A 295-nucleotide genomic window follows, 5' to 3' on the forward strand; every position below is an offset into this window, starting at 1 on the left:
ACAGATGTGTATAAGAGCCAGCCGGAGTTCATGGCCCTGACGCAACAACACGTTGGCGAACTCGACGATCAGAATGCCGTGCTTGGTAATCAGGCCGATCAGCGTCACCAGGCCGATCTGCGAATAGATATTCAACGTGCCGCCGAATAACGTCAGCGCCAGCAAGGCCCCGGCCATCGACAGCGGCACACTAACCAGGATGATCACCGGGCCCCGACCGCCCACGACCGGCCCCGGCAGCAGCAGGAAGATGAGCGGCAGGAGCTGTGCAACGATCCGCCCCTCACCCTTATAA

At 60.3% G+C, this 295-nt stretch carries 1 protein-coding gene; it reads right to left on the bottom strand.

What is annotated here, in order from left to right:
* Window positions 1-295, bottom strand: a 295-nt coding sequence (locus tag ACQ4LH_RS22030) for an efflux RND transporter permease subunit (protein WP_430699024.1), incomplete at both ends; no start/stop codon positions are given.

The organism is Pseudomonas peli (assembly GCF_050563605.1).
GTDB classification, from domain to species: domain Bacteria; phylum Pseudomonadota; class Gammaproteobacteria; order Pseudomonadales; family Pseudomonadaceae; genus Aquipseudomonas; species Aquipseudomonas peli_A.